Raw genomic sequence first — 21566 nt, forward strand, 5'->3', positions numbered from 1 at the left:
TAGGCCAAAATTGATAAAAATATCATTGTTCTTTTTAAAAATATGAGAGTAAAGATCTTGTATTTATCAAATTTAAGCTCTCCGAAAAGAGCTTAAATTTTGTTTGAATGCTCAGGCGATGAACCAGGTGTAATAGCCCCAGATCATTAAAGGCCATGCTAAAAATGGACTAAAGAGCCATTTCCAGAACCAGTGGCGTGGCATAAAGCCTATACCATGAACAAAGCCTCCAGAAATACCAATCATAATAAACATCATGGCTCGATGACTATATGCACCATTGTCATCCAGCATCGCAGCTGGATGTACCAGTAACACCGCTGCGAGTGGAAATGCCAGCAGGCAGGAAATCACCATCGCAAATTTGTTGGGTTTCTTGTCTATAACGGGTTTCTCTAGCGCAGCTTCAGTCATGATTTATTCCTCATCCAGGTCTTGGTGCTGTTCCATGTAAATTGCAGCAATCACACTGGCAAAACACGCCATAAGTACCCCTAGAATCCATGCAAAATACCACATAATTTCGTCTCCTTAGGACACAGTCTTAGTACAGGCTGTGTGAATTCTCTTGAATGTGTTTGTTGGTGATTACGCCCCACATCTTGTAGTAACACCAAGTGGTGTAAAGCAGGATAATTGGAACAAAGATACATGCAGCGACAGTCATTACCGTCAAGGTATTTTTACTGGATACTGCATCCCACATGGTCAAGCTGGCAACAGGGTTAATGCTAGATGGCATTAAGAATGGGAACAGGGCAAAACCGGCAGTCAGGATTGCACCGATCACCGCCATAGATGAACCTAGGAAGCTCAGGCCTGCTTTGGCTTTAGATGCAGCCAGCACGACAATAATACCGCCAAGGATACCCATAATTGGCGCAATCATGGTAATTGGATAAGTTGTATAGTTATTCATCCAGCCAGGGTTGCTATTGATCAGTACTTCTTTAGCCAGTGGATTTGCAACACCATTGGTGTCATATGGAGTCACCAGTGTATAACCTTGAATACCGCCGAAATATAACCATGCGCCAGCAGCAAGGAAAGTCACCAGATAAACCAGTCCCATAATTTTGGTTGCTTGAGCAGAACGTTCACGTAATGCACCATCAGTACGCAGCATTAACCAAGCGCCACCGTGTGCGCACAACATAGACAAGCTTACAATACCGCACACTAAAGCAAACGGATTCAGAAGAGCGAAGAAACTGCCGGAATAAGTTGAACGAACAGTTTCATCTAGAGTGAATGGTACGCCCAGGAACATGTTGCCGAAAGCGACACCGAAGACTAATGCAGGAACCGCACCGCCAACAGCTAGGCCCCAGTCCCAGGAATTACGCCATTTGGTATTTTCCAACTTGGAGCGGTAGTCAAAGCCGACAGGTCGCAGGAACAGTGCAAATAGTACTAACAGTAGCGCCCAGTACATGCCAGAGAAAGCAGTAGCATAGACCATTGGCCATGCTGCAAACAGGGCACCACCTGCAGTGATGAACCAGACTTGGTTACCATCCCAGTGTGGGGCAATTGTATTGATTGCCGCACGACGTTCCTGATCATTTTTACCTACAAATGGCATGATCGCCATTGAGCCCATATCGAAGCCATCAGTCAGTGCAAAGCCAATCAGCAAAACGCCAACCAATACCCACCAGATAATTTTGAGCAGTTCATATTCAATCATGATTTCACCTCGCCAGTTGCACCTTCTGGAAGAGCTGCAGCTGCGTCTTCTTGCTCGGCAGTTACTTGAGAATTAGGTTTTTCGAAATGGTATTTGCCAGTATGTAATGAGCTTGGTCCCAGGCGAGCGAACTTGATCATCAGGTACATTTCAATGATCAGTAATACTGTGTAGAACGCTGCCAGTGCCAGGATTGAACCCATAACATCGCCTGTGCTTAAAGTAGATGCAGACAGGTGGGTAGGTAATACTTCACCAATGGTCCAGGGTTGACGACCTACTTCAGCCACATACCAGCCAGTTTGTGCAGCAATCCAAGGCAGTGGTAAAGCAAACAGGGCAAATTTTAATAACCAAGGTTTGTTTTCAGCATTGCGTTTCGCTACAGCAAAAGTCGCTAATACGAACAGCAGCAACATCAGGAAGCCAGAACCTACCATGGCACGGAATGCCCAGAACAGACTTGGTACATGTGGAATAGTGTCTTTGGCAGCAGCTTTGATGTGTTCGTCAGAAGCATCGACGACATTTGGAGTGTATTTTTTCAGAAGCAGACCATAACCAAGATCTTTTTGGGTATTTTCAAATGCTGCTTTTACTTCAGGAGATTGATCGCCTGCACGTAATTTTTCAAGCTGTTCGTATGCCAGCATACCGTTGCGGATACGATCTTCATGTTCAACCAGCAGGTCCTTGATCCCTATCACTGGAGTATCTATTGAACGGGTTGCAATGATCCCCATGACATAAGGAATTTTGACTGCATAATCTGTACGCATGGTTTCCTGATTTGGGAAACCAAACAAAGTGAATGCAGCTGGGGCTGGTTCTGTTTCCCATTCTGCTTCAATCGCAGCCAGTTTAGTCTTTTGTACATCACCAATTTCGTAGCCAGATTCATCACCTAGTAAAATCACTGAAAGTGTAGAGGCCAGACCAAAAACTGCAGCAATAGCGAAAGAACGGCGGGCAAAAGGCAAGTCACGTTTTTTTAGCAGATAGAAGCTTGAGATTGCCAGAACGAAAATCGCACCTGTTACATAACCTGCAGAAACAGTGTGAACAAATTTTACTTGAGCGACCGGGTTAAAGATCAGTGCACCAAAATCAACCAGTTCCATACGCATGGTTTCATAGTTGAATTTAGAACCCACCGGGTTTTGCATCCAGCCATTGGCAACCAGAATCCACAATGCAGACATGTTGGAGCCGAGTGCCACTAACCAGGTTACACAGAGATGCTGAACCTTAGACAGACGATCCCATCCAAAGAAGAACAGGCCAATGAAAGTAGATTCCAGGAAGAAAGCCATTAAGCCTTCAATCGCTAGTGGTGCACCAAAGATATCACCTACATAGTGCGAATAGTAGGCCCAGTTGGTACCAAACTGGAATTCCATGGTCAGACCGGTAGTTACCCCGAGTGCAAAGTTAATCCCGAAGAGTTTCCCCCAGAATTTGGTCATGTCCCGATAAATTTCCTTACCGGAAATCACATAAGTGGTTTCCATAATGGCCAGGATAAAGGCCAGGCCTAAGGTCAACGGAACGAAAATAAAATGATACATCGCAGTCATAGCAAACTGGAACCGCGAAAGATCGACCACGCTTTCAGCAATCATCAACGTGTCTCCTTGATTTGGGAAGGACTGCCGGCAATACGCTCGGCAACTTGAGAGTCAAAATTTTTGGGAATCGTAGGCGCATCAAACCAGATATGTTTGATTGTCAGTAGTAGAATGACCTTGATGATTAAAATCAAAGTGATCTCTCTTACAACTTTTTGATTTAGATTTTCTGGAACTAAGCTCATGTAAATAAGCCTGTCTTTATAACGTGTTAATTTATTATTAATCTAATATGATAAAAAATAAATAGACTAAACAGTTTAAATAAACATATATTTATAACTATTTGAATATTAAATAATTAAAATTATAGTTTTTTAAAGAATAATCAAAATATTTGTGATTATTTTGTGTAAACATAATTATTTTTAAATCCGACTTTTTTACTTATATTTAAAAATTAATATCCTATTAAAATGGTTGGATTAAGAAAAAAATAATATTTTAAATCTTGATTATTTTACTTGGTTTATTATATTTTTATTGAAAATGAGAATAGATTAAAATTTTAGGGATTAAAACGAGAAGGGTATTTCGTGGAATCTAAAGGTGAGGTGGATTCTTATTATTGAGAAAAAGCAGGCAAAAAAAGAACATACATGCAGCATGTTCTTTTTAAGCTTTTGGAGGAGAGTAGAGCTTAGAAGTCGTAACGCATACCTACAGACAAGCCCATTGCAGTTTCACCTGCTGCATTTACACCTTGGGATGAACCTGCTTTATTACTACGTGCTTGTGACCAAGGGGTCAGGTTAGCAGCGTCATCATTCAGCATGGCTGCCAGGTTGCCATAAACGCGGAACTGTTTATCTAGGCGATGCTCTAAGCCCAATGCAAGTAAGGTTGAGTTAGCATCAGCTGTATCAATATCACGGTGGAAAACGTGACCGCGTAATGTATTTTTATCTGTTAGTTTATATTCCGCGCCTACACCGAAAACATTAGCATCCGCATTGGTGCCACTGCCATCATCCAGTGCAGTAAACTGGTAAAGTGCGCCCACATTCAGTTCAGGCGTTAATTTATAAGCTGCTGCTAAACGAATACCATCTCGTTCACCGCGGCTCACATCTTCTGCATAATGCTCATAAGCAGCCGCGACATCCCAGTTACCCGCGTTATAATTTAAACCTAGGTCATATGCTTGAGATTTTTCATTACTATCCTCAGTCGTATCATTGCTGATCATCGTACCATCATGTAAAGATAAGGCTGCTGTTGCAGTGAAACCACCACCAAATTTTGGTGTTTTATACTCAATTGTATTCGGGTTACGTTCATCGAAGCGGTGATTGTAAGCACGAGTGATATTACGCAAGTCGCCGACCTGGTCACCAAAGAAGTTTGCCGGACCACGTGCCGCTTTAAATGGGCTGTCAAAACGGCCCATTTTAACTTGACCAAAGTTACCTTTGACTCCGACATAAGTATCTCGGGTAGAGAAGTTTATAGAATCCTCACTATCATCCGATCCGCTAGAAAAGTTGATTTGCTGTTCGATCTGAGCGAATGCAGTCAGATCTTCATTAATCTTGTGATCGACTTTAAAGCCTAAGCGTGATGAGTTTGAGGATAAAGCCACCTCATTATAGTCCTTGCCGTCATCCAGATAATCCAGAGAAACGTGTGCACGACCATATACTTTAACGTCAGCAGCAGCTGCCATTACTGGTGTTAAAATTGTTGCCCCAACTGCCAATGCGCAAAGAGTTTTTTTCATGTGTAGCTCCAATAAGACTTGTTTTGGTCCTAACAAGGATGTTGTGGTAGCTTTGTTAAATTTTGCTACCGTCCTGTATTGGTGCTAAGTATCGATTACAAATAAGACAATAAGATTAAGGAAATATTTCAAATATATTAAATGTTTCGTTATGTAAAAATATGAATAGTATATGTTTTACTTTAAGAAAGTTATTATTAATCAATATATTAAATTGTTTTTTTTATCGGCTTTCATAAAGATTAATATTTTTGATTTTTGGGTGGTAAAAAAAATGGAGCCAAAGCTCCATTTCTATATCGGTTTAATCTAGCATTATAACGCTGCTTTGATTTTCTCAGCTAGCGCCTTGATTTTCTCCTGATCACCCATGACCAAGGCATGTTTGCCCAGATTGTGCAAAGAGGTAGGAACCAGATGGAAATGTACATGGGGTACGGTCTGACCCGCTGCGGTACCTGATAATTGCATCAGCACGATACCCTCTACACCTAGGCCTTTTTCAATGGCTTTGGCAATCTTTTGTACGATCTGAATGGTATATGCAGCCACTTCAGGATCCAGATCAAGTAGTGTCACCGCAGGCGATTTAGGGATGACCAAAGTATGACCGTCTGCCTGAGGCATGATGTCCATAAATGCAAGAACCTGATCGTCTTCATACACCTTGATTGCAGGCAGTTCACCGCGCAGAATTCGTGCAAAAATATTTTGATCATCGTAAGTCATGAGGGCATTCCTTGAACGTCATTGAATTAAATTATTTACAGTTCAATTCTTTCTGACGATCTTTGATCGCGTCAAGACGTTGTTGCTCTTTTTCTGAAAATTTTGGCTTGGTTGTGTAGCAATTGTCATTGCCATACTTTGCTTTGGCATCTGGATCTTTAAAACAGAAGCCCTTGGAAGCATAAATCACATCATGATCATTTTTCAGTTTTTTGCATTCTTGTTCAGAAGCTAAAACTGAAGTTGAAGCCCCTAGCAATGCTGCAAAACTCATCACTGTCGCAACAGTCAATTTTTTCATGCGGGTTTCCTCTGGTGTTGAATCATGTGTCTATACCTAAACACAATATTGGGTTTTGTTCTCACGATTCAATGGCGATATATTACTCAATAGTAATTTTACTCCATGATTCATACATTTTTATTGCAGCAGAAAAGTCACTATTTTCTTCTGCCTGAAGGTTAGCTGCCTGAATCAGGTTCTGGGTTAGCGATAGCAATGGTGCAGACAGCTTGGCATCACGAACCAGATCTACCGCAATCCCTGTATCTTTGGCAAGTAGCGGTAATGCAAAGGTAAGCGGGAAACTGCGGTTTAAAATACGCTGCGGCATCACGGTCTCAGTTACGTTACTTTTACCGCTTGATGCATTAATACATTCCAGTGCTTCATTCAAACTTACACCATGCGCTTTCAGCGTCATAAAGCCTTCTGCAACTGCACACAGGTTTACAGCCATTAACATATTATTGACTGCTTTCACTGCAAAGCCCGCGCCAGATTCACCAACATGTTTGATCAGCTTGCCGAAAGCCTGAATCGCGGGAAGGGCTTGTTCAAAACCTGCTGCACTACCACCAATCATAACAGTTAAAGTGCCATTTTCAGCACCGATCGTCTGACCGCTGACGGGTGCATCCAGAAAAATCACGCCTTGATCTGCTAAAGTTTCTTCCAGACGACGAGCGGCATCAGGTACACCACTGGTGCAGTCGACCCAGATACTGCCTGCTTTTAATTCCAGACCTTGGACTAAAGCTTCAACATCAGCACTGGTGGGTAAGCAGGAGAAGATTATATCTGCCTGGATGGCCTGTTCCAGACTTGCTGCCTGTGTACCATATTCAGTTGCATGCTGCTCTGCCTTGGTAGCAGTACGGTTCCAGACATAGACCGTATCAAAATGCTTTGGTAAATGCGCAGCCATGCGATAGCCCATAGCACCCAAGCCAAGAAATGCAACTGATTGAATCATGATAACCCTCAAAATCTTTTAATTAAAAATTATAAGCTTGAAGGCATCTCTCGAATTATTGCGCTAGTCGAGTAGAACGCTGCTCAAGCCAGGTGGTTAGTTTAGGCCAAAAAGTGTTGGCTGTCTTTTGATTTGACATTAAACCAAGGTGTCCACCTGGAATCAGGGTAAAAGTAATATCTTTGCTGCTGGTCAGCTGGGTGAGTGGTTCTGCAGCTTCTCGGGTAACAATCTGATCCGTCAAACCAGCACCGACCATGAGTGAGCAGGAAATATTTTTTAAATCAATCTTATTGCCATGCAGATTAATCGAACCATCTTTAAGAGGATTCTGTAACCACAGGTGCAGCACCATATCCTGATTGATTCCACCCGGGTAATCGATCATTTTATTCAGGAAATGACCCATGGTGGCGTGTTCATAGACATAGTCGGGTTTTTCCAGATTCAGCAAAAACTGTTTCTGACTTTTAAACCAGCCCACAGGATCCAGCAGTTTAAAGCCTAAGGCATTCAAAATACCTGGCGTATGAATATAGTGTTTGGGGATTAATCCCTTATGTACGGTATTTCGCAGGGCTGGATTTTGTGAAATCAGTTTATTGGTAGTTTCAAACAGTTTACCGATGCGGCCAGAGGCATAGCTGTCAATTGGACTGCCCATTACCATCAGGTTTTTCACATGCTCTGGAGAGTGTAGCGCAGTATATAGGGTGACAAAGACACCTGCCATACTCCAGCCATGCAGGGAAATATAGGGACTGTCTGCATGTTCGCAAATATGCTCTATGGCATCTGGAATGGATTGATCGATAAAGGACAGAAAATTCAGCTCTTTGTGTTTGAAGCTGAAACGGTTCCATTCCACCAGGTATACTTCAAAACCGCTATGCTGGAAATGCTTTACTAATGAACGGTAGGGATACAGATCATAAATACCCATGTTAATCGCCAGCGGCGCAACAAATACCAAAGGTTCCTTAAACTTTCTTTCAGGTGCTGGATAATGCCGGACTTTATATAATTCAGTTTCCTTGATGTACTCAAACGGGGTTTTTTGAGACAGCACCAGTGAGGAGCTGTTGAAAAACCGCGCACGCAGGTGCTTGAGTTTTTTCTGTTGACGTTGCAGATTTTGTTTTAACTGAATCATAAAGATAAATTGTCCGTGTGCGGTAGGGAGTGATCGAAGTCTAGGCAATAATTGCTTATTATGCCTTGACCTGAAATAGCATAGGCGCTCAAAATGTTGGCAATTTTTTACAACAGGCAGTCCGCCAGGGCTGAATTAGAGCGATGAGCCAACAAGACGATTATCAATTAGATACTTTAGCCATCCGTACAGGTCATACACGTAGCTTTGAGGGTGAGCACGGAGAACCGATCTTCCTGACATCTTCTTTCGTCTATGAAAATGCGGCCGAAGCGGCAGCAAAATTCTCAGGTCAGGAACCTGGCAATATTTACTCACGCTTTACCAATCCTACGGTAGCAATGTTTGAAAAACGTCTGGCTGCGCTTGAAGGTGCTGAGCGCGCCGTAGCGACCAGTTCGGGTATGGCTGCGATTATGGCAGTGGCAATAGCCTTTTTGAAAGCAGGCGACCATGTGATCTGTTCACGTGCAGTATTTGGTTCTACAGTTTCTCTGTTTGAAAAATATGTAGGCAAGTTCGGTGTGGCAGTTGATTTTGTGGACTTGACCGATGTCGATGCCTGGAAAAATGCAATCAAGCCCGAAACGAAACTATTCTTTGTAGAATCTCCGTCAAACCCACTGGCTGAAGTGGCTGATATTCAGGCGCTTTCAGATCTTGCACATGCTCATGATGCATTACTGGCAATTGATAACAGCTTCTGTACACCTGTATTACAACAACCAATCAAATTTGGTGCTGACCTCGTTGTATATTCAGCTACGAAGTACCTGGATGGTCAGGGTCGTGCATTGGGTGGTGCAGTTGTCGGTAATCACAAATTGCTTGAAGAAATCTTCGGTTATGTGCGTACCACAGGTCCATCTATGAGTCCGTTCAATGCCTGGGTGTTCCTGAAAGGTCTGGAAACCTTACGTCTGCGTATGCGTGAACACTCCGCAAGTGCACAGAAACTGGCTGAATACTTAAATGCACATCCAAAAGTAGAAAAAGTGTACTACGCAGGTCTGCCTGAGCATGTAGGTCATGAGCTGGCGGCAAAGCAGCAAACCGGCTTCGGTGGTATCGTATCATTTGAAGTGAAAGGTGGTCGTGAAGGTGCCTGGAAAGTCATCGACAATACTCAGTTTATTTCCATCACGGGTAACCTGGGTGATGCGAAATCAACGATTACTCACCCGGCAACGACAACGCATGGCAAACTTTCACCTGAAGCAAAAGAAGCCGCAGGTATTCGTGAAGGTTTAATTCGTGTTTCTGTTGGTTTGGAAGATATTGATGATATTATCCGTGACATTACACGCGGTTTAGATCTAATCTAATTTTTATAAATTTATGTTCGGAGATTTTTATGAACATTAACATGTTGATGCAGCAAGCTCAGCGCATGCAAAAGGAAGTAGAAACCAACCTGAAAAAAGCCAAAGAAGAGCTTGCGCTGGTAGAGGTTCATGCTGAAGCGGGTGGTGGTCTGGTAAAAGTAACGATGACTGCACGTAATGTGGTAAAACGCATTCAGATCGATCCAGAACTTCTACAGGATGATCCGGATATGATTGAAGATCTGATCGCGGCTGCAATGAATGATGCGGCACGCCAAGCTGAAGCAATTTCAGAAGAACGTATGAAGTCTGCAAACCAGGGCATGGGCTTACCTCCAGGTCTGGCTGGCCTGTTCTAAGGAAATTTGCGCAATGTTTAGTGATCGTTTTGATCAACTGGTTCAAGCATTACGCATCTTGCCAAGCGTTGGGCCGAAATCGGCTCAGCGTATGGCATTGCATCTGATCATGAAAAACCGTGAAGGTGCGATTGGTCTGGCACATGCATTGACTGAAGCGACCAACTATATTCATGAATGTTCAATCTGTCATTCACTCACTGAAGATGAAGTCTGTAATATCTGCACCTCAACTGAACGTGATGATGAGCTGCTTTGTGTGGTGGAATCACCAGCGGATGTGATGGCTATTGAGCAGAGTGGCAGTTTTCGTGGTAAATACCATGTATTGGGTGGACATTTGTCACCACTAGATGGAATTGGGCCTGAAGAAATTGGGATTCCATATCTACTCGAGCGTTTAAACAGAGGTCAGATTCGTGAAGTGATTCTGGCTACGAATGCAACTGTAGAAGGACAGGCGACTGCGCACTACCTCATGGAAGCCAGCAAGCATTTACCGATTCAGATTACCCGGATTGCCCAAGGTGTACCACAAGGTGGTGAACTGGAATATGTAGACAGCCATACCTTAAGCCAAGCTGTACATAACCGCATGCGGATGAAATAAACCTGTTTCTCTGCATGCGTTTTACTAAAGAGAAGAGCAAGTTAGAAAAAATACAAGAATATTCATTTAATTTATCGATATTGTTATTGCGAAATTTTATAGCTAAATGTTTATTTTTTTATCATAAATATTATAAATATAAGTTAAGATAACTATATTCGGACATCCACATTACGCTGATTCAGTCATTTATGTTTCAATTTATTCAAGATCAAGCTGGACTCGATCAAGTACTTGCACAAATGGATCAAAGCTCGGTTTATGCTTTGGATACAGAGTTCATCAAGGTCGATACTTTATGGCCGAAACTTGGTGTGTTCCAGATTAATGTCTGTGGCAATGTCTATCTGCTCGACGGCACAACGCTGGATCTGACCGAGTTCTTCAAGCGTCTCTTTGCAGCACAACAGAACATTTTCCATGCCTGTGGAGAAGACATTGATCTGATCTATCACTATACCCAGCAAAAATCTCTAAGTAATGTTTTTGATACCCAAGTAGGGATGGCGTTTCTGGGGCATGGTTTGCAGGTCAGCTATCAGAATGCCTTGAAGCAGATGCTGGATGTAGAAATTGAAAAAGATCAAACCCGTTCAAACTGGTTGGCACGTCCTTTAAGTCATGAACAATTGTTGTATGCAGCCAATGATGTGCATTATCTGGTGCACTTGGGTGATCAGATCAAGCAGGAGTTGAAACAAAAGCACCTGTTAGACTTGGCACTGGAAGATTGCCGCTTCATGACTCGGGAAATTGGTGAGGAAACACCAACAGCCTTGTTATATCAGGATGTTGGTAATTATCGTCATTCACGCCGTCAGCTGATGCAGCTACAGCAGCTTGCAGTATGGCGTGAGCAGATTGCCAAGGCACTGAATATTCCGCGCAGTTTCATCATGAAAAACTCGACCATGATTAATCTGGTGGAAAAGAACCCTAAGAATATGTTCCAGCTCAGCACTGTGAAAGATCTGCGTGCCAATATTATTCGTGATCATGGCAAGATGATTCTGGATCTGCTGAAATTCTTGCCAGATCAATCAGAGTGGCCATTACGTCTGGCACGTCCTATCCGTCATTCTTCAAGTGAAGTCGGTACAAAAATTGATGCCATCATTCAAAATGTCGTAGATGAAACCTCCATCCCGAAAGAAGTCCTGATGCGCAAAAAATGGATGAATGCGTTGTACCAGCATGTTGTTTTCCATAATGATGAACAGGATTTGCCGGAATTTTTACTTGGCTGGCGTTATGACCATCTGACCAAGCCCCTGGTTGAACTGCTACGTCAGGATGAATCCTATCTTTCTAGACAGATGAAAGTTGTTGACTAAAGCCTGGATAGAAACTTAACTGCAAAACTGATTAAAGAAAGAGCAATTATACAAAATCACGACTGATGCGTTAATTATGGCTAATGCCTCAGGTGACGTTTTAAGGTATCCTTGCAACTGATTTTTCTAAATTGTTGTCTAAATCAAAATCATGCAAGTGTCTATCTACAAATCGAGCAAAAAGGATGAAATGTACCTTTATGTGGCTCGTCCAGCTGAAGAAAATGAAGCTGAAACTTTCGATCCACTTCACGTACTGGGCGAAGCTGTCCGCGTAGCATTTGGTCGTGCGACTTTTGTCATGCATCTTGAACTGAGCGAAACCCGCAAGCTGGCACGGGCTAATGTGCTGCACGTGATCGACTCGATTGAAACCCGTGGTTTCTTCCTACAAATGCCGCCTGAAGGTTTGATTAACCCGAATGCTGTAGAACCAGAAGGTCTTCGTGGTGCTTAATATTTATTCAGGAGTTGTGGAATGAATGGTTATGTAACTGTATTAGATTCAATTCCTGAAGAATCGATTGCCATCGCGGTATACCTGATAGGCAGTATAATTGCACTGTTGTGCTGGTATGGCGTGACTAAGCGCCTGCCAAAACCGGCAGGTGGCTTTCTCTGGATTTTAGTGTTTGCCATCCTGCTAACGCCGACAGTATCCGAAGGCCCGAATGCCTCATTAGCCCCAGCGATTTTCGGACTGATATTTGGTGTATTGACTAAGGAACAAGAACTGGTCTGGATCAATGCCTCACTCATTCTGTTTGTGATTGGTATTGCTTCACTGATCGGCTATTGCTGGTCAAGCTATGTAACAAATAAAGCAAAGATTGCTGTAAACAAAAAAACTTCACCACTGTAAATAAAAAAATAAGGTTAAATCATGTCTGTGGATCATCAACAGTTTTCTGGTACAAGTCAGTATATTGCAACTGATAGTTTAAAATTGGCTGTCAAAGCCGCACGCAGTTTACAAAAACCGCTGCTGGTCAAAGGCGAGCCGGGCACAGGTAAAACCCTGCTGGCAGAACAGGTGGCTGAAAGCCTGGGAATGAAACTCATCACCTGGCACATCAAGTCCACCACCAAAGCCCAGCAAGGCCTTTACGAATATGATGCAGTATCGCGTCTGCGTGACAGCCAATTGGGTGATGACCGTGTCTATGACATCAAAAACTACATCAAGCCAGGAAAACTGTGGGAAGCATTTAGCAGTGAAGAGCGCTGTGTATTGCTGATTGATGAAATCGACAAGGCAGATATTGAATTCCCAAATGACCTGTTACATGAGCTCGATAAGATGTCGTTCTTTGTGTATGAAACAGGCGAAACTATTACTGCAAAACAGCGTCCAATTGTCATCATCACCTCAAATAATGAAAAGGAATTGCCGGATGCTTTCCTGCGCCGCTGTTTTTTCCATTACATCGAATTTCCTGATGAAGCAACCATGCGTGACATCATTGATGTGCATTTCGAGAATATTTCAGCAACCTTGGTAAATGAGGCATTGCAAGTATTCTTTAAATTACGTCAGGTTCCGGGCCTGAAAAAACCACCTTCAACTTCCGAATTAATTGACTGGTTAAGTCTGTTAATGGCAGATGATATGCCAGAAGATGTATTGCGTAATGCCGATAAATCTAAAGCCATTCCACCGCTGTATGGTGCGCTGATCAAAAACGAGCAGGATGTCCAGCTGCTTGAACGCCTAGCATTCATGTCACGCCGTTAAGGGAGAAACACGCATGTTCGTGCGACTGTTTTATACCTTACGCAAATACGGCGTACCGGTATCGACCCGTGAGCTGATTGATCTGAATCAGGCAGTTGCCGCAGGACTGGTCTTTGCCGATCAGGACGAGTTCTATCAGCTGGCCAAAACCGTCATGGTCAAAGACGAGCGCTATTTCGATAAGTTCGATCGTGCCATGAAAGACTATTTTGATGGGATCGCCACTTTCGATCTGGATGAATTGCTGAATCAGGTGCATAAGCTGCCCAAAGACTGGTTTGATCTGGAACTATTGGAAAAGCATCTGACACCAGAACAGCGTGAAGAGCTGAAAAAAGCCGGTTCACTAGAAGAACTGATGAAAATGCTGGAAGAGCGCTTGCGCGAGCAGCATAAAAAACATCAGGGCGGCAATAAAATGATTGGTACTGGCGGCACTTCACCTTTTGGTGCCTATGGCGATCATCCTGAAGGTGTGCGTATTGGCGGGCCGGGGCGTAAGCGTTCAGCAGTCAAAGTCTGGGAACAGCGTCAATACCGTAATCTGGATGATGACCAAATTTTGGGTAGCCGTCAGATGCAGTTGGCACTGCGTCGCCTGCGTAAGTTTGCCCGTCAGGGTGCTGCTGAAGAACTGGATATTGACAGTACCATTCGTGAAACAGCCAAGCAGGGCATTCTGGATGTGCAATTGGTGCCGGAACGCCGTAATCGCATCAAAGTACTCATGCTATTTGATGTTGGCGGCTCCATGGATGCACACATTGCCCAGTGTGAGAAACTGTTTAGTGCTGCCAAAACTGAGTTTAAGACTTTGGAATATTTTTATTTCCATAACTGTCTGTATGACTATGTCTGGAAAGATAATTTTCGTCGTTCCAGTACCCGTATGAATACCTGGGATCTGCTGAATACTTATGGTCGCGATTATCGAGTAATCGTGGTTGGTGATGCCAGTATGGCGCCATATGAGCTGCATTCAGTGGGAGGCTCGGTGGAATATATGAATGATGAAGCAGGACAGGTCTGGTTACAGCGTCTGCGTCAGCATTTTGAAAAAACCGCTTGGCTGAATCCGGAAGAAGAGCGTTACTGGCACTATACGCAGACCATCGGATTGATCCAGCAGATCTTTGAAAAGCATATGTATCCAATGACCCTAAAAGGCATTGAAGATATGACCAAATATCTGGCGCGCTGATTCCATTTATCTATTGATGACTTTATTTATAGTTATTAGTCCTTTAAAACAAAACATTTTAATATAAAGTAGTTTTTATAAATTTAGTCCAGATTGTTAAGGATCGCTATGGATCATCAAATTAATGGTATTGCATTGCCAAATGAAGAGGGTTTTTTTGGGAACTACGGCGGTCAGTTTATTCCGCCAGATCTAAAACAGGCAATGGATGATATTAATGTTGCCTATCAGGAAATTCGTCAAACTGCTGAGTTTCAGAATGAATTAAAAGACCTGTTTGCAAACTATGTTGGTCGTCCGAGTCCATTATTTCATGCCAAACGTCTATCTGATCAACTCGGTGGGGCGCAGATCTACCTAAAACGTGAAGATCTAAACCACACAGGTGCACACAAAATCAATCACTGTCTGGGTGAGGCGCTGTTAGCAAAATACATGGGTAAAACCAAAGTGATTGCTGAAACAGGTGCCGGGCAACATGGAGTTGCTTTGGCAACGGCGTGTGCATTGGTTGGTATTCCATGTGAAATTCATATGGGGCAGGTGGATATCGAGAAAGAACACCCAAATGTGGTGAAAATGAAAATTCTCGGTGCCAAACTTATTTCAGTCACTCGTGGTACGGCTACCTTGAAAGATGCGGTAGATAGTGCCTTTGAAGAATATTTAAAAGACCCGAAAAACTACATTTATGCAATCGGCTCGGTAGTAGGGCCGCATCCATTTCCAATGATGGTGCGTGATTTCCAGTCGATCATTGGGGACGAAATCAAGGTACAAAGTAATAATCGTTTTGGTGCAAACCCGGATTATATCGTAGCTTGTGTAGGGGGCGGTTCCAATGCAGTGGGCGCATTCACCGCGTTTTTAAATGAACCAGAAGTAAAACTGGTGGGTGTGGAGCCGGCAGGTCATGGTCTGGATACTGACAAACACTCTGCAACCCTGACTTTAGGTAAGCCCAGTCAGATTCATGGTATGGCATGTTATGTATTAGAAGATGAGCAGGGTGAACCTTTACCAGTGCATTCAATTGCATCTGGTCTGGATTATCCGGGTGTCGGTCCGCAGCATAGTCTGCTTAAAGATTTGGGTCGTGTGGAATATACGACGGCAACAGATCAGGAATGTCTGGATGCCTTTATGACTTTATCACGTGTAGAAGGTATTGTGCCTGCACTGGAAAGTTCACATGCTGTGGCTTGGGCGATTCGTGAAGCAGGTAAATTGCCAGAAGATGTGAAAATTGTTGTGAATCTGTCAGGTCGTGGTGATAAAGACTCTGACTATGTGGCTGAAAAGTTAGGTCTCAACTAATCTAGCTATATCTGTAAATGAAAAACCGCTCAAATTGAGCGGTTTTTTATGTTTATCATTTCTTTGTCAATCTAATGTCATTACAAAATGGCTTTTTGAATTAATATTTAACCCGAAATATATTGTTGTAGTTGATCAATCAAAATTTGCTGATCATTCATGGCTGCTTTAACTAAGTCACCAATTGAAGCCAATCCCACCAGTTTTCCTGCTTCTACCACTGGTAAATGACGCAAATGTTTATTGGTCATTAAGCTGAGACAGTCCGGCACAGAAGTGTGGCAATCTACCGTGATTACATTAGAAGTCATGATCTGGCTGACAGTCGTATCAAAGGAAGTACGTTCCATCAGCACAATCTTTCGAGTGTAATCACGCTCGGAAAGAATTCCGATCACTTTATCTTCTTCGACCACTACAATCGCACCGATATCTTTATCTGCCATTAAAGTAATGGCTTCAAGAACCGTTGCTTCTGGATGAATGGTATAGATTTCTTGAGAGGGCTTGTCTTTGAGTACTTGCGCTACATTCGTCATTATTAAGTCCTTAGCTGTTATTATTTATCCTGAAGTTTAAGCTGTTTATCTTCAGGTAATTGCTGTACTGACTCTATAAATAACATGTTATGCAGCGAAGTGCAGCCCTTGTCCTGAAAAAAAGAAATGACGCACCTGTCCAATTGTCAGCTTAATTTGTTTGCCACTGCCACGTACCAGGACAGGAGTGACATTCAGACGATGCAAGGTGGGTAACAGTGCCCGCTCAAAATCCTCAGGCGTGATTTTGCGCGGAGTATAATTTGGCCAGTTCTTTTTGGCGTAATTTGCCGCATGAGATGAATTAAGCCAGAACGGGAACAGGGTTTCATCCTGATCGCGCATCATGCCCCAGCCTTCATGGAACAGTCCCCAAAGTACCCCGCAGTACATCATCGATTTCAGGATGGTGATTTTGACCGCAAGGTCTTTAGGCAGTGGTTGGATATCTTTAATATTTGGCATTTTCATTATGATCAAGCTATCGTAGAACAACGCTGTCATTTTAAGAAAACTATATGAAATTACTGTTTCAGCTTTGCAAGAAATCGTTATGTTAATGCTTCATCATGTATAAGTAATATTGTAAATATAAAAAAACGCCACCGGGGTGACGTTTTTTTAGGCTTGCATGGTGGCCATGTTTTGCCAGTATTGGGCTTTCATTGAGTCGCGCTCGACACGGAAACCTTGATAATAAAGTTCAGCTAAAAAAAGCGCCGCTTTACCATGGCCTGCACGTGCAGCATCTTCAAGTTGTTTGACAGCATCTGAAAAATTCATTTGTGACTGGATTGTATTCACAGCTTCAGCATACAGATGTTCAAGTTCATGTGGAGAGAATTGTTGAATCATATAAAAACTCCTTAATTTTAATTATGATTACGGATAGACTTTTTAGTCTAACTACAAATATAACTGGGTAATGTTAAACTAATATTACAGAATGGGTGAAAAGTCAATTATTTCATCGAATTTTATTTTTGTTATGTAGTTTACATGATTAAACTATCATCAAATATATTTTTTATTACTATAAGAAGTAACTATTAAGCTAACAACAAGGAGAATAACATGTCGCGCACATTAGATGGAATTGATTTTGATATTCCCCCGACAGCTGGCCAAGTAATGGCATTGGCGCAACTGCACCGGAAAAAATTAGATGCAGCTATTTTCCATAAAGAAATCCATCTAGGGGAATATAGTCTGGCACAGCGTAAAGCAGTCTATGATTTTACCCGTCAGCTAGACGAGAATCAGCGTGAACAATTCTACAAACTTTATAATTCAGAACTGGTACGTCTTGCCGATCCCGACCGCCTACACCCAGCCAGTGCAGAGTCTGGGCTGAGCAAGTTTGCTATCTTCCTGATTCTGGCAATTACTGCGGGTATGCTGGGAAGTACCGTTTTTATCGCTTTATTTAAATAGAACAGGCAATACTCAACTAAAGTAAGCCGTCTGCAAATCAGGCGAATTTCCGGTTGATTACTTGAACTTATTGCAATGCAGCCATACACTACTTTGAATTAGAGGTAGTGTATGGCTATTGACGTAGAAAAAATCAGGATATTTCTGTCCAAATTAACGCTGGAGCAAATTTATAACAGCGTTTTTATTTTTATTTTTTTATTTATTATGGTGCTGGCAAGTATTGCACTTTATCGTCCTGTCACTACGGTTCAATCTGAACAAATTCAGCAACTTTCCATACAGCAACAGTTACCACAAACGCAAGATATGGCTATAGCCTTGCTTGAGCGGCCAGCGGTTTATCGTGGACAATATCTTAAACTGATGCAGGCATACCAGCAGGAATCAGTCCGTGCACACCAGCTACCTGCAGTAAAAGCGGATCAGCCTTAAAATTTAAGGTGTGAGTATTAATTTTTCACTCGTAACCGTACTTGTTAAATTCGCTTTTAAGACTGTTTTTAGTTTATCTTTATCCAGTGTCTGACTGACCACCACTACGGTTAAACGGTCTGGATGCAGATGTTTGTGTACAGCATCTTCAACATCTTTTGCAGTGATTTTGGCTAATCGTTCTGGATAGGTGGCGAGATAATCGCGTGGCTCTGCATAGAATCCTATCGTTCCGAGCTGGGCGTTAATGGTGGCATTGCTACTGTAGTTATTTGGAAATGCCCTTAACATGCCAGATTTGGTTTCTTCCAGTCGTTTAGTATTTATCGGCTGATTTACAAAGTTGATCAATGCCTGATGCGCGACCTGAATACTGTCTAATAGCTGGTCTTGACGGGTCGAATAGCGGAAACTAAATACACCCGGTGCCTGAGTAAAGCTAAAAGTGCTATAGGCAGCATAAGTAAAGCCACGCTTGACTCTTAACTCCTGCATCAATACCGCATTAAAGCCACTACCACCAAATATACGATTCGCAACTTCTAAAGCCAGCCTATCTTTGTTAAAGCGACTGGGTCCGATATGCCCGAACATTACATGAGCCTGACTTGAGTTATAGGGAATATGGATTACCTCAATATCATTTTTTAGCTGTGGATCAGGCAATGACTTTGCTCGTGTGCCTTGCTTGAGATTTCCTGTAATGCGTTCTGACAGGTCTAAGGCTTCTTTGGGGCTAAGTTTTCCGGTAATCGCAATATTCATATTTTGCGCAACCAGAAACTGATCACGGAACTTCTTTAAATGTTCAGGATTTACTTTTTGAGTGCCGCCAATGGTACCTGTAATTGGCTGTGCGTAAGGATGCTGACCATATAAGGTTCTATAAAAGCGGATATCCATTAAGCGGCCTGGATTTTCCTGTAGCTGTTTTTGACCAACGTTGGTGTTGCTAACAGCCAGGCTGATGCTCTGATTTTTAAAGGAAGCATGTTTAAGTACTTCCATCATCATTGCCAATGCGGGTTCCAGTTTTTTCGGATCAGACATTACACGTAGGCGGATGACGAACATATCCCGATATGCCTGGGCACTAAATTGTGCGCCACTTTGATCAAAAACAGCCGCAATTTCCCGCGCAGTATATGTATCGGTTCCTTCCCGGATCAGTTTGGCTGCCATACTGGACAAACCAAACAAACCCTTCTGAATTTCCTCATCCCGTGCTGCACCAGCATTAAAGGTTAGTTGAATATCGACCATCGGCAGATCTTTGGTTTCGACAAACAGCGTACGTACTTTGTAGCGATTATTCAGCTCATGTACATAAGGTGCCTGAAACTGTCTTTCATTCTTGAGATTTTTTAAACTTTGTAGCAAAGGAATAGATTGCAACTGGGTGGGATTATCTTCCGGTATAACTTCTGTATTTTGAACACTTTCGGCCCAGACCACAGAAGCACAGTTCAACGCAACAATTAATAAACTATTCGAACATGCAGACTTGAACTTGATCATCATTGTGCTTTTGTTTCCGGTGCGAGGTATAAGGTACTGAGATTTTCACGAATAAAATAGCTATTCGCGACACGCTGAATATCGCTCATACTGACATTTTCATAATATTTAGGAAGTTCATCCATCAGTCGGTAACTTAAGCCGTTCACTTCCAGATTGCCGATCATTTTAGCCTGACCAGCAATACTATCCTGATTATAAATAAGGTTGGAAACAAAGCGGGTAGTGATGCGTTCAAGTTCATGCTTGGGAATATCTTCGGTTTTTAATGCATCAACTTCTGTCTGAATGGCTTTTTGCGCATCTTCAAAACTGACGCCATTTGCAGGTAATGCAGAAATACTAAACAGGCTGTCACCACGGTTATACGGATCATACGATACACTGACAGAAGTTAGTAGTTTGCGGTCTCGTACCAAGCGATCTTGCAGCCGTGAGGAAATACCACTGTCCAGCAAACTCCGGATAATTGTCAGAGCATAAGCATCCTGCGGATTGATTGCTGAAGCCAGTGATTTGACATTCCAGGTCATGTACAAGTTGGGCACTTGCACATCGGTATTGATTTCCATGTGACGATAGCCCAAGTGTTCAAACTCAAGTACATCATTGCGTTGGGGGGTAGCACGTGAAGGTGTGTCAGCAAAGTATTTCTGTACTTGTAACAGCGCTTGTTCAGACTCTACATCACCAACAATCACCAGAATGGCATTGTTCGGCGTATACCAGGTCTTGTACCACTGCTTTACATCGTTCAGCTGGATATTATTCAGGGTTTTCATATGACCAATCACCGGTTGGCGATAATGGCTGGTGGGATAACTGATCCATTTAAAACGTTCAAAGGCACGTGAACGAGGATTATCCTCGGTGCGCTGGCGGCGCTCTTCCATAACCACTTTCATTTCCGGCTCAAAATCCTGTTGGCGTAGCAGCAGATTACTCATACGGTCTGCTTCGAGTTCGAGCGCCATCGGGAAGTAGGCCTTGGGATAAAGCTGATAATAATTGGTGTAATTGGTAAAGGTTGCAGCATTGATACTGCCTCCATAAATCCGGCTAATCCGTGTAAATTCATCATTTGGAACTTTGCTGGTGCCCTTGAACATCATATGTTCCAGCACATGAGATATACCCAGAGTGTTGCCGGATTCATCCGTACTGCCGACTTTATACCAGATCTGGGTCATGACCATCGGTGCACGGTGGTCTTCCCGGATAATGACTTTTAGACCATTTTTCAGGGTGGTTTCAAAGGTACTACGCGTCAGTTCAGATTTGGCTTTTTCTATAGTTTGTGCCTGAAGCTGGCTGCTGCTTAAACACATCAGTATTGTACCAAGCGAATACATGTATCGCTTAAACTGGATTGGACGAGCGTGCATAAAAATAAGTGATTTGAACACTGGATATTCCAAAATAAGCAGATGTATTTATAAGCCATTTTAAGAATTGTGCAATTGAAAGCAAACCGGTGCTGTTGCTTTTTGGTGTAGTAGAAATGGAATTTTAATCTAAAGCTAAAACCTTATAACTTATGGTAGAATCCCATTTTTTAACGCAATGCTTTTCAAGGATTCGGC

The 21566-nt window shown here is 42.7% G+C and carries 26 protein-coding genes; 11 read left to right on the top strand and 15 right to left on the bottom strand.

The annotated features are described in order from the left end of the window. Positions 1-111 precede the first annotated feature (111 nt). From FSC11_RS06580 to FSC11_RS06625, 10 genes are all read right to left on the bottom strand, one after another. A complete protein-coding gene (locus FSC11_RS06580) occupies positions 112-414 on the bottom strand; it encodes a cyd operon YbgE family protein (RefSeq protein ID WP_163165843.1) in 303 nt (100 codons plus the stop codon). Positions 415-417: 3 nt separating this feature from the next. Beyond that, positions 418-519, bottom strand: coding sequence for a cytochrome bd-I oxidase subunit CydX (cydX, locus tag FSC11_RS06585; RefSeq protein WP_004278713.1), 102 nt, complete (start codon positions 517-519; stop codon positions 418-420). 25 nt (positions 520-544) lie between these two features. Then, positions 545-1690: a cytochrome d ubiquinol oxidase subunit II gene (gene cydB, locus FSC11_RS06590; protein ID WP_004815815.1), complete on the bottom strand. Its 1146-nt coding sequence runs from the start codon at positions 1688-1690 to the stop codon at positions 545-547. Then, positions 1687-3312 carry a cytochrome ubiquinol oxidase subunit I gene (locus tag FSC11_RS06595; protein WP_163165845.1) on the bottom strand — a complete coding sequence of 542 codons (1626 nt, stop codon included), beginning with the start codon at positions 3310-3312 and terminating at the stop codon, positions 1687-1689. The genes cydB and FSC11_RS06595 overlap by 4 nt, the downstream gene beginning before the upstream one ends. Then, positions 3312-3503: a cytochrome oxidase putative small subunit CydP gene (gene cydP, locus FSC11_RS06600; protein WP_004893080.1), complete on the bottom strand. Its 192-nt coding sequence runs from the start codon at positions 3501-3503 to the stop codon at positions 3312-3314. The genes FSC11_RS06595 and cydP overlap by 1 nt, the downstream gene beginning before the upstream one ends. 455 nt (positions 3504-3958) lie before the next feature. Beyond that, on the bottom strand, positions 3959-5038 hold the full coding sequence (locus FSC11_RS06605) for a porin (RefSeq protein ID WP_163165847.1): 1080 nt from the start codon (positions 5036-5038) through the stop codon (positions 3959-3961). Between the two features lie 315 nt (positions 5039-5353). Further along, positions 5354-5767 carry an HIT family protein gene (locus FSC11_RS06610; protein ID WP_071320013.1) on the bottom strand — a complete coding sequence of 138 codons (414 nt, stop codon included), beginning with the start codon at positions 5765-5767 and terminating at the stop codon, positions 5354-5356. A gap of 31 nt (positions 5768-5798) precedes the next feature. Next, positions 5799-6041, bottom strand: a complete 243-nt coding sequence (locus tag FSC11_RS06615) for a YARHG domain-containing protein (RefSeq protein WP_372510725.1) — start codon at positions 6039-6041, stop codon at positions 5799-5801. Positions 6042-6150: 109 nt separating this feature from the next. Next, on the bottom strand, positions 6151-7023 hold the full coding sequence (locus FSC11_RS06620; protein ID WP_004893085.1) for an NAD(P)-dependent oxidoreductase: 873 nt from the start codon (positions 7021-7023) through the stop codon (positions 6151-6153). A 55-nt stretch (positions 7024-7078) separates the two neighbouring features. Continuing rightward, positions 7079-8176: an alpha/beta fold hydrolase gene (locus tag FSC11_RS06625; RefSeq protein ID WP_005222359.1), complete on the bottom strand. Its 1098-nt coding sequence runs from the start codon at positions 8174-8176 to the stop codon at positions 7079-7081. A gap of 143 nt (positions 8177-8319) precedes the next feature. Between FSC11_RS06625 and FSC11_RS06630 the strand changes: the two genes are divergently transcribed. From FSC11_RS06630 to trpB, 9 genes are all read left to right on the top strand, one after another. Beyond that, the gene (locus FSC11_RS06630) at positions 8320-9501 is read left to right on the top strand and encodes an O-succinylhomoserine sulfhydrylase (protein ID WP_163165849.1); all 1182 of its coding nucleotides are present in this window, start codon (positions 8320-8322) and stop codon (positions 9499-9501) included. Between the two features lie 29 nt (positions 9502-9530). Next, a complete protein-coding gene (locus tag FSC11_RS06635) occupies positions 9531-9860 on the top strand; it encodes a YbaB/EbfC family nucleoid-associated protein (RefSeq protein WP_004815831.1) in 330 nt (109 codons plus the stop codon). Positions 9861-9873: 13 nt separating this feature from the next. Further along, the gene (gene recR / locus FSC11_RS06640) at positions 9874-10470 is read left to right on the top strand and encodes a recombination mediator RecR (protein ID WP_163165851.1); all 597 of its coding nucleotides are present in this window, start codon (positions 9874-9876) and stop codon (positions 10468-10470) included. A 191-nt stretch (positions 10471-10661) separates the two neighbouring features. Beyond that, entirely contained in the window at positions 10662-11804 is a 1143-nt protein-coding gene (locus tag FSC11_RS06645; protein WP_163165853.1) for a ribonuclease D, read from the top strand. A gap of 151 nt (positions 11805-11955) precedes the next feature. Then, on the top strand, positions 11956-12261 hold the full coding sequence (locus FSC11_RS06650; protein WP_026056700.1) for a YcgL domain-containing protein: 306 nt from the start codon (positions 11956-11958) through the stop codon (positions 12259-12261). Positions 12262-12282: 21 nt separating this feature from the next. After that, on the top strand, positions 12283-12666 hold the full coding sequence (locus FSC11_RS06655; RefSeq protein ID WP_004815838.1) for a hypothetical protein: 384 nt from the start codon (positions 12283-12285) through the stop codon (positions 12664-12666). A gap of 21 nt (positions 12667-12687) precedes the next feature. Beyond that, positions 12688-13539: an AAA family ATPase gene (locus tag FSC11_RS06660; protein WP_004815840.1), complete on the top strand. Its 852-nt coding sequence runs from the start codon at positions 12688-12690 to the stop codon at positions 13537-13539. A gap of 13 nt (positions 13540-13552) precedes the next feature. Beyond that, complete coding sequence (locus tag FSC11_RS06665) at positions 13553-14740, top strand: vWA domain-containing protein (protein WP_163165855.1); 1188 nt, start codon at positions 13553-13555, stop codon at positions 14738-14740. Between the two features lie 108 nt (positions 14741-14848). Continuing rightward, positions 14849-16057 carry a tryptophan synthase subunit beta gene (trpB, locus tag FSC11_RS06670; protein ID WP_163165857.1) on the top strand — a complete coding sequence of 403 codons (1209 nt, stop codon included), beginning with the start codon at positions 14849-14851 and terminating at the stop codon, positions 16055-16057. A gap of 107 nt (positions 16058-16164) precedes the next feature. On the opposite strand, the gene FSC11_RS06675 is transcribed toward trpB, so the two are convergent. From FSC11_RS06675 to FSC11_RS06685, 3 genes are all read right to left on the bottom strand, one after another. Continuing rightward, positions 16165-16596 carry a CBS domain-containing protein gene (locus FSC11_RS06675; protein ID WP_163165860.1) on the bottom strand — a complete coding sequence of 144 codons (432 nt, stop codon included), beginning with the start codon at positions 16594-16596 and terminating at the stop codon, positions 16165-16167. Between the two features lie 87 nt (positions 16597-16683). Beyond that, the gene (locus FSC11_RS06680) at positions 16684-17067 is read right to left on the bottom strand and encodes a DUF2750 domain-containing protein (RefSeq protein ID WP_008304198.1); all 384 of its coding nucleotides are present in this window, start codon (positions 17065-17067) and stop codon (positions 16684-16686) included. A 150-nt stretch (positions 17068-17217) separates the two neighbouring features. Beyond that, positions 17218-17451 (bottom strand): SEL1-like repeat protein, encoded by a 234-nt coding sequence (locus FSC11_RS06685; protein WP_004815850.1) that lies wholly within the window; start codon positions 17449-17451, stop codon positions 17218-17220. A gap of 219 nt (positions 17452-17670) precedes the next feature. Between FSC11_RS06685 and FSC11_RS06690 the strand changes: the two genes are divergently transcribed. Both FSC11_RS06690 and FSC11_RS06695 read left to right on the top strand, forming a co-directional pair. Then, a complete protein-coding gene (locus tag FSC11_RS06690) occupies positions 17671-18030 on the top strand; it encodes a hypothetical protein (protein WP_004815853.1) in 360 nt (119 codons plus the stop codon). A gap of 111 nt (positions 18031-18141) precedes the next feature. Then, positions 18142-18465 carry a hypothetical protein gene (locus FSC11_RS06695; protein ID WP_004815854.1) on the top strand — a complete coding sequence of 108 codons (324 nt, stop codon included), beginning with the start codon at positions 18142-18144 and terminating at the stop codon, positions 18463-18465. A gap of 3 nt (positions 18466-18468) precedes the next feature. Here the strand turns inward: FSC11_RS06695 and FSC11_RS06700 are convergent, their stop codons facing one another. Then, complete coding sequence (locus tag FSC11_RS06700) at positions 18469-19986, bottom strand: M16 family metallopeptidase (protein ID WP_163165862.1); 1518 nt, start codon at positions 19984-19986, stop codon at positions 18469-18471. Then, positions 19983-21311 carry a M16 family metallopeptidase gene (locus FSC11_RS06705; RefSeq protein WP_420867678.1) on the bottom strand — a complete coding sequence of 443 codons (1329 nt, stop codon included), beginning with the start codon at positions 21309-21311 and terminating at the stop codon, positions 19983-19985. The genes FSC11_RS06700 and FSC11_RS06705 overlap by 4 nt, the downstream gene beginning before the upstream one ends. Between the last annotated feature and the right edge of the window lie 255 nt (positions 21312-21566).

Origin of the sequence: Acinetobacter schindleri, from assembly GCF_010918895.1 — a bacterium.
Classification (GTDB): domain Bacteria; phylum Pseudomonadota; class Gammaproteobacteria; order Pseudomonadales; family Moraxellaceae; genus Acinetobacter; species Acinetobacter schindleri.